The organism is uncultured Escherichia sp. (assembly GCF_948475835.1).
Taxonomy (GTDB): domain Bacteria; phylum Pseudomonadota; class Gammaproteobacteria; order Enterobacterales; family Enterobacteriaceae; genus ECMA0423.
In genome coordinates, this window is record NZ_CAOLGM010000170.1 from 1 (window position 1) to 7558 (window position 7558).

7 protein-coding genes and 1 pseudogene are annotated in these 7558 nt (G+C 51.3%); 7 read left to right on the plus strand and 1 reads right to left on the minus strand.

The features are described from left to right. Positions 1 to 160 precede the first annotated feature (160 nt). Positions 161 to 736 carry a D-glycero-beta-D-manno-heptose 1,7-bisphosphate 7-phosphatase gene (gene gmhB / locus QZF50_RS21615; RefSeq protein ID WP_001140187.1) on the minus strand — a complete coding sequence of 192 codons (576 nt, stop codon included), beginning with the start codon at positions 734 to 736 and terminating at the stop codon, positions 161 to 163. 187 nt (positions 737 to 923) lie between these two features. Between gmhB and metN the strand changes: the two genes are divergently transcribed. The 7 genes and pseudogenes from metN to QZF50_RS21650 all read left to right on the plus strand — a co-directional run bounded on the left by metN (position 924) and on the right by QZF50_RS21650 (position 7388). Further along, positions 924 to 1955, plus strand: a complete 1032-nt coding sequence (gene metN / locus QZF50_RS21620; RefSeq protein WP_000593994.1) for a methionine ABC transporter ATP-binding protein MetN — start codon at positions 924 to 926, stop codon at positions 1953 to 1955. Continuing rightward, positions 1948 to 2601: a methionine ABC transporter permease MetI gene (locus QZF50_RS21625; RefSeq protein ID WP_001294600.1), complete on the plus strand. Its 654-nt coding sequence runs from the start codon at positions 1948 to 1950 to the stop codon at positions 2599 to 2601. The genes metN and QZF50_RS21625 overlap by 8 nt, the downstream gene beginning before the upstream one ends. 39 nt (positions 2602 to 2640) lie before the next feature. Further along, positions 2641 to 3456, plus strand: a complete 816-nt coding sequence (gene metQ, locus QZF50_RS21630; RefSeq protein ID WP_000874224.1) for a methionine ABC transporter substrate-binding lipoprotein MetQ — start codon at positions 2641 to 2643, stop codon at positions 3454 to 3456. A 117-nt stretch (positions 3457 to 3573) separates the two neighbouring features. Further along, positions 3574 to 3978 (plus strand): Rcs stress response system protein RcsF, encoded by a 405-nt coding sequence (gene rcsF, locus QZF50_RS21635; RefSeq protein ID WP_001202329.1) that lies wholly within the window; start codon positions 3574 to 3576, stop codon positions 3976 to 3978. Next, on the plus strand, positions 3975 to 4682 hold the full coding sequence (gene tsaA / locus QZF50_RS21640) for a tRNA (N6-threonylcarbamoyladenosine(37)-N6)-methyltransferase TrmO (RefSeq protein WP_000094011.1): 708 nt from the start codon (positions 3975 to 3977) through the stop codon (positions 4680 to 4682). Before rcsF ends, tsaA begins: the two co-directional genes overlap by 4 nt. A gap of 110 nt (positions 4683 to 4792) precedes the next feature. Continuing rightward, positions 4793 to 6511 carry a proline--tRNA ligase gene (gene proS, locus QZF50_RS21645; RefSeq protein WP_001260712.1) on the plus strand — a complete coding sequence of 573 codons (1719 nt, stop codon included), beginning with the start codon at positions 4793 to 4795 and terminating at the stop codon, positions 6509 to 6511. Positions 6512 to 6564: 53 nt separating this feature from the next. Continuing rightward, positions 6565 to 7388 (plus strand): annotated as a pseudogene (locus tag QZF50_RS21650) (YaeF family permuted papain-like enzyme). The last annotated feature ends 170 nt before the right edge of the window (positions 7389 to 7558 follow it).

Consider the following 7558-nt stretch of genomic DNA (forward strand, 5'->3'; position numbering starts at 1 on the left):
CAGAGTCAACCCTGAATTTCAGGATTTTTTCTCTTCAACCGAACCGGCTGTTTGTGTGAAGTGATTCACATCCGCCGTGTCGATGGAGGCGCATTATAGGGAGTCGGCTCAGGAAGACAAGCGGAAAAATGCATTTTTATTTCAACCGCTCATCTTTTAATCATTGCGCCGGTTTTTGCTGCTTTTTTATCGCTTGCGGCAGGTCTGCCAGGCTATTTAACACCCAATCTGCCGCGTTTTCTGCTTCAGGTGTAATAGGTTTACCCGTACGCACCAGCACTTTTGTTCCCACGTTCGCCGCAACCGCTGCCTGCATATCTTCTAATTTATCGCCCACCATATAAGAAGCGGCCATATCAATATGCAAATAATCGCGTGCTGACAAAAGCATCCCCGGATGTGGTTTGCGGCAATCGCAGACCTGGCGAAACTCTTCAACACTACCCTGCGGATGATGCGGGCAATAATAGATACCATCCAGATCGACATCTCGGTCCGCCAGCGACCAGTCCATCCACTCGGTCAGCGTTTCAAACTGTGCTTCGGTAAATTTACCGCGAGCAATGCCAGACTGGTTGGTTACTACCACCAGCGCAAAGCCCATTTTTTTTAGCTCGCGCATGGCGTCAATAACACCGTCGATAAATTCAAAGTTGTCGATCTCATGGACATAGCCGTGATCGACATTAATGGTGCCATCACGGTCAAGAAAAATTGCGGGTACGCTCTTCGCCACCTTTTATAGCTCCTTAATAAGGCATGGGACGCTAGTATCGCATGTTTCGACCTGCAAGAAAGTGCTCTTCGCATAAACCTGATTGATTTAGACGTCTGGATGCCTTAACATCCATTTCATTGACGGCGTTGCCCGTTTCAGGCATTCGAGATGCCACGACTAACTTAATGACGATAATAAATAATCAATGATAAAACTTTCGAATATCACCAAAGTGTTCCACCAGGGCACCCGCACCATCCAGGCGTTGAACAACGTCAGCCTGCATGTGCCAGCTGGACAAATTTATGGCGTTATCGGTGCCTCAGGCGCGGGTAAGAGTACGCTTATACGTTGTGTAAACCTGCTGGAGCGCCCAACCGAGGGTAGCGTGCTGGTCGATGGCCAGGAACTGACCACGCTGTCAGAATCCGAGTTGACCAAAGCTCGCCGCCAGATTGGTATGATTTTCCAGCATTTTAACCTGCTCTCTTCGCGTACTGTTTTTGGCAACGTGGCTCTGCCGCTGGAGCTGGACAACACACCGAAAGACGAGATCAAACGTCGCGTGACGGAATTGCTGTCATTGGTTGGTCTTGGCGATAAGCATGATAGCTACCCGTCGAATCTTTCCGGTGGGCAGAAACAACGTGTGGCGATTGCCCGTGCATTAGCCAGCAATCCCAAAGTATTGCTGTGTGATGAAGCCACCAGCGCGCTGGACCCGGCAACGACACGTTCTATTCTCGAACTGCTGAAAGACATTAACCGCCGTCTGGGTTTGACGATTCTGTTGATCACCCACGAAATGGACGTTGTGAAGCGTATTTGTGATTGCGTGGCGGTCATCAGCAATGGCGAACTGATCGAGCAGGACACGGTAAGTGAAGTGTTCTCGCATCCGAAAACGCCGCTGGCGCAGAAGTTTATTCAGTCGACCCTGCATCTGGATATCCCGGAAGATTACCAGGAACGTCTGCAAGCGGAGCCATTTACTGACTGCGTGCCGATGTTGCGCCTGGAGTTTACCGGTCAATCGGTCGATGCCCCGCTGCTTTCTGAAACCGCGCGTCGTTTCAACGTCAACAACAACATTATTAGCGCGCAGATGGATTACGCCGGTGGCGTTAAGTTCGGCATCATGCTGACTGAAATGCACGGCACACAACAAGATACGCAAGCCGCCATTGCCTGGCTGCAGGAACACCATGTAAAAGTAGAGGTACTGGGTTATGTCTGAGCCGATGATGTGGTTGCTGGTTCGTGGCGTATGGGAAACGCTGGCAATGACCTTCGTATCCGGATTTTTTGGCTTTGTGATTGGTCTGCCGGTCGGCGTCCTGCTTTATGTTACGCGCCCGGGGCAAATTATTGCTAACGCGAAGCTGTATCGTACCGTTTCTGCGATTGTGAACATTTTCCGTTCCATCCCGTTCATTATCTTGCTGGTATGGATGATTCCGTTTACCCGCGTTATTGTCGGTACATCGATTGGTTTGCAGGCAGCGATTGTTCCGTTAACCGTTGGTGCAGCACCGTTTATTGCCCGTATGGTCGAGAACGCTCTGCTGGAGATCCCAACCGGGTTAATTGAAGCTTCCCGTGCAATGGGTGCCACGCCGATGCAGATCGTCCGTAAAGTGCTGTTACCGGAAGCATTGCCGGGTCTGGTGAATGCGGCAACTATCACCCTGATTACCCTGGTCGGTTATTCCGCGATGGGTGGTGCAGTCGGTGCCGGTGGTTTAGGTCAGATTGGCTATCAGTATGGCTACATCGGCTATAACGCGACGGTGATGAATACGGTACTGGTATTGCTGGTCATTCTGGTTTATTTAATTCAGTTCGCAGGCGACCGCATCGTCCGGGCTGTCACTCGCAAGTAACGTTCAACACAACATAAATAATTGAAGAAGGAATAAGGTATGGCGTTCAAATTCAAAACCTTTGCGGCAGTGGGAGCCCTGATTGGATCACTGGCACTGGTAGGCTGCGGTCAGGATGAAAAAGATCCAAACCACATTAAAGTCGGCGTGATTGTTGGTGCCGAACAGCAGGTAGCAGAAGTCGCGCAGAAAGTTGCGAAAGACAAATATGGCCTGGACGTTGAGCTGGTAACCTTCAACGACTATGTTCTGCCAAACGAAGCATTGAGCAAAGGCGATATCGACGCCAACGCCTTCCAGCATAAACCGTACCTTGATCAGCAACTGAAAGATCGTGGCTACAAACTGGTCGCAGTAGGCAACACTTTTGTTTATCCGATTGCTGGTTACTCCAAGAAAATCAAATCACTGGATGAACTGCAGGATGGTTCGCAGGTTGCCGTGCCAAACGATCCAACTAATCTTGGTCGTTCACTGCTGCTGCTGCAAAAAGTGGGCTTGATCAAACTGAAAGATGGCGTTGGCCTGCTGCCGACCGTTCTTGATGTTGTTGAGAACCCAAAAAATCTGAAAATTGTTGAGCTGGAAGCACCGCAGCTGCCTCGATCTCTGGACGACGCGCAAATCGCTCTGGCAGTTATCAATACCACCTATGCCAGCCAGATTGGCCTGACTCCAGCGAAAGACGGTATCTTTGTCGAAGATAAAGACTCCCCGTACGTAAACCTGATCGTAACGCGTGAAGATAACAAAGACGCCGAGAACGTGAAGAAATTCGTCCAGGCTTATCAGTCTGATGAAGTTTACGAAGCAGCAAACAAAGTGTTTAACGGCGGCGCTGTTAAAGGCTGGTAATTTTTAGGCTGTTTCCACAATTTGTAATATCATTCAGGACGGGCGCTTGCCCGTCTTGTCATTTTTACAAGCTCCTGATTCAATATTGACGTTTTGATCATACATTGAGGAAATACTATGCGTGCTTTACCGATCTGTTTAGTAGCACTCATGCTAAGCGGCTGTTCCATGTTAAGCAGATCCCCTGTCGAACCCGTTCAAAGCACTGCACCCCAGCCGAAAGCGGAGCCTGCAAAACCGAAAGCGCCGCGCGCCACGCCGGTCCGAATTTATACCAATGCAGAAGAATTAGTCGGCAAACCGTTCCGCGATCTCGGTGAAGTCAGTGGCGACTCTTGCCAGGCCTCTAATCAGGACTCTCCGCCGAGCATTCCAACCGCGCGTAAGCGGATGCAAATCAACGCCTCGAAAATGAAGGCCAATGCGGTATTACTGCATAGCTGCGAAGTCACCAGCGGTACGCCAGGCTGCTATCGTCAGGCTGTATGTATCGGCTCTGCGCTTAACATTACGGCGAAATGAGCAGTTTCCAGTTCGAGCAAATAGGCGTTATTCGCTCGCCCTATAAAGAAAAATTCGCCGTTCCGCGCCAGCCAGGTCTGGTAAAAAGCGCCAACGGCGAACTGCATCTCATTGCTCCCTACAACCAGGCCGACGCCGTTCGCGGCCTGGAAGCGTTCAGCCATTTATGGATCCTTTTCGTCTTTCATCAAACGATGGAAGGCGGCTGGCGTCCGACTGTGCGTCCACCGCGCCTCGGCGGTAACGCCAGAATGGGGGTTTTCGCAACACGCTCTACTTTCCGCCCTAACCCAATTGGTATGTCGCTGGTAGAGCTGAAAGAGGTTGTTTGCCATAAAGACAGCGTGATTCTGAAGCTCGGCAGTCTGGATCTGGTCGATGGTACGCCGGTAGTGGATATCAAACCGTATCTCCCCTTTGCCGAATCGCTTCCCGATGCCAGTGCCAGCTATGCGCAAAGTGCGCCAGCGGCAGAGATGGCGGTGAGTTTTACCGCAGAGGTCGAAAAGCAGCTTTTGACGCTGGAGAAGCGTTATCCGCAGTTAACGCTGTTTATCCGCGAAGTACTGGCGCAGGACCCACGCCCGGCCTATCGTAAAGGTGAGGAAACGGGCAAAACCTATGCCGTCTGGCTACATGATTTTAACGTTCGCTGGCGCGTCACCGACGCAGGTTTTGAAGTCTTTGCGCTGGAACCGCGTTAAATTCACGCCCTTCTCTTTTGACATTTCTTTTGCACTGGTAAACTAAATCACTTTTTTTGTCCCAGGCTCGCCTTGAGCCTGTTCTACCTTCCAACTGGAACCGTAACAACATGCGTACTAGCCAATACCTGCTCTCCACTCTCAAGGAGACACCTGCCGACGCCGAGGTGATCAGCCATCAGCTGATGCTGCGCGCCGGGATGATCCGCAAGCTGGCCTCCGGGTTATATACCTGGCTGCCGACCGGCGTGCGCGTTCTGAAAAAAGTCGAAAACATCGTGCGTGAAGAGATGAACAACGCCGGTGCGATCGAGGTGTCGATGCCGGTGGTTCAGCCAGCTGATTTGTGGCAAGAGAGTGGTCGTTGGGAACAGTACGGTCCGGAACTGCTGCGTTTTGTTGACCGTGGCGAGCGTCCGTTCGTACTCGGCCCAACTCATGAAGAAGTTATCACTGACCTGATTCGTAACGAGCTTAGCTCTTACAAACAGCTGCCGCTGAACTTCTATCAGATCCAGACCAAGTTCCGCGACGAAGTGCGTCCGCGTTTCGGCGTCATGCGTTCCCGCGAATTCCTGATGAAAGATGCTTACTCTTTCCATACTTCTCAGGAATCCCTGCAGGAAACCTACGATGCAATGTATGCGGCCTACAGCAAAATCTTCAGCCGCATGGGGCTGGATTTCCGCGCCGTACAAGCCGACACCGGTTCTATCGGCGGCAGCGCCTCTCACGAATTCCAGGTGCTGGCGCAGAGCGGTGAAGACGATGTGGTCTTCTCCGACACCTCTGACTATGCAGCGAACATTGAACTGGCAGAAGCTATCGCGCCGAAAGAACCGCGCGCTGCTGCTACCCAGGAAATGACGCTGGTTGATACGCCGAACGCGAAAACCATCGCGGAACTGGTTGAACAGTTCAATCTGCCGATTGAGAAAACGGTTAAGACTCTGCTGGTTAAAGCGGTTGAAGGCAGTAGCTTCCCGCTGGTTGCGCTGCTGGTGCGCGGTGATCACGAGCTGAACGAAGTTAAAGCAGAAAAACTGCCGCAGGTTGCAAGCCCGCTGACTTTCGCGACCGAAGAAGAAATTCGTGCCGTGGTTAAAGCCGGTCCGGGTTCACTGGGTCCGGTAAACATGCCGATTCCGGTGGTGATTGACCGTACCGTTGCGGCGATGAGTGATTTCGCTGCTGGTGCTAACATCGATGGTAAACACTACTTCGGCATCAACTGGGATCGCGATGTCGCTACCCCGGAAGTTGCAGATATCCGTAACGTGGTGGCTGGCGATCCAAGCCCGGATGGCCAGGGTACGCTGCTGATCAAACGTGGTATCGAAGTTGGTCACATCTTCCAGCTGGGTACCAAGTACTCCGAAGCACTGAAAGCCTCCGTACAGGGTGAAGATGGCCGTAACCAAATCCTGACGATGGGTTGCTACGGTATCGGGGTAACGCGTGTGGTAGCTGCGGCGATTGAGCAGAACTACGACGAACGAGGCATCGTATGGCCTGACGCTATCGCGCCGTTCCAGGTGGCGATTCTGCCGATGAACATGCACAAATCCTTCCGCGTACAAGAGCTTGCTGAGAAACTGTACAGCGAACTGCGTGCACAAGGTATCGAAGTGCTGCTGGATGACCGCAAAGAGCGTCCGGGCGTGATGTTTGCTGATATGGAACTGATCGGTATTCCGCACACTATTGTGCTGGGCGACCGTAACCTCGACAACGACGATATCGAATATAAATATCGTCGCAACGGCGAGAAACAGTTAATTAAGACTGGTGACATCGTCGAATATCTGGTGAAACAGATTAAAGGCTGATGCCAGAAAGGGTCCTGAATTTCAGGGCCCTTTTTTTACATGGATTGTATAAAATGGATAAACCAAAGGCGTACTGCCGCCTGTTTCTCCCCAGCTTTCTTTTACTTTCGGCTTGTACCGTTGATATCAGCCAGCCAGACCCATCAGCCACAGCAGTAGATGCCGAGGCAAAAACATGGGCTGTCAAATTCCAGCATCAAAGCTCTTTCACCGAACAATCAATAAAAGAAATAACGGCACCTGATCTCAAACCCGGCGATTTGCTGTTCTCCTCAAGCCTTGGGGTAACCTCATTTGGAATCCGCGTCTTCAGCACTTCCTCTGTGAGTCACGTTGCAATCTTTCTGGGTGATAATAACGTTGCAGAAGCGACAGGCGCTGGCGTCCAGATTGTTTCCCTTAAAAAAGCGATGAAGCATAGTGATAAGCTTTTCGTCTTACGAGTCCCGGATCTTACCCCGCAACAAGCCACAGATATCACCGCGTTTGCCAATAAAATCAAAGATAGCGGTTATAACTATCGCGGCATTGTCGAATTTATTCCCTTTATGGTGACTCGCCAGATGTGCTCACTGAATCCGTTCTCCGAGGATTTTCGCCAAAGTGCGTCAGCGGCCTGGCGAAAGCGCAGTTAAGCAGTGTGGGCGAAGGAGACAAAAAGTCGTGGTTTTGTTCGGAATTTGTCACGGATGCCTTTGCCAAAGCCGGGCATCCACTTACACTGGCGCAATCGGGCTGGATTAGCCCTGCCGATCTGATGCATATGCGTATTGGTGATGTCTCTGCGTTTAAGCCAGAAACGCAGTTACAGTATGTTGGGCACCTGAAGCCTGGGATTTATATCAAGGCGGGTCGCTTTGTTGGGCTGACTCAGTGATAAAGCCAGCCTCGTGCACAAAATGCCGGATGCGGCGTAAACGCCTTATCCGGCCTACAAAATCGTGCTAATTCAAAATGTTGCATTATATGCTGTAGATACTGTTATGGCCTGCAAGTTTTTTCCTGGTCCGGTTTCCCGGATTGCAGGCATGCCAGACACAGCGCCGT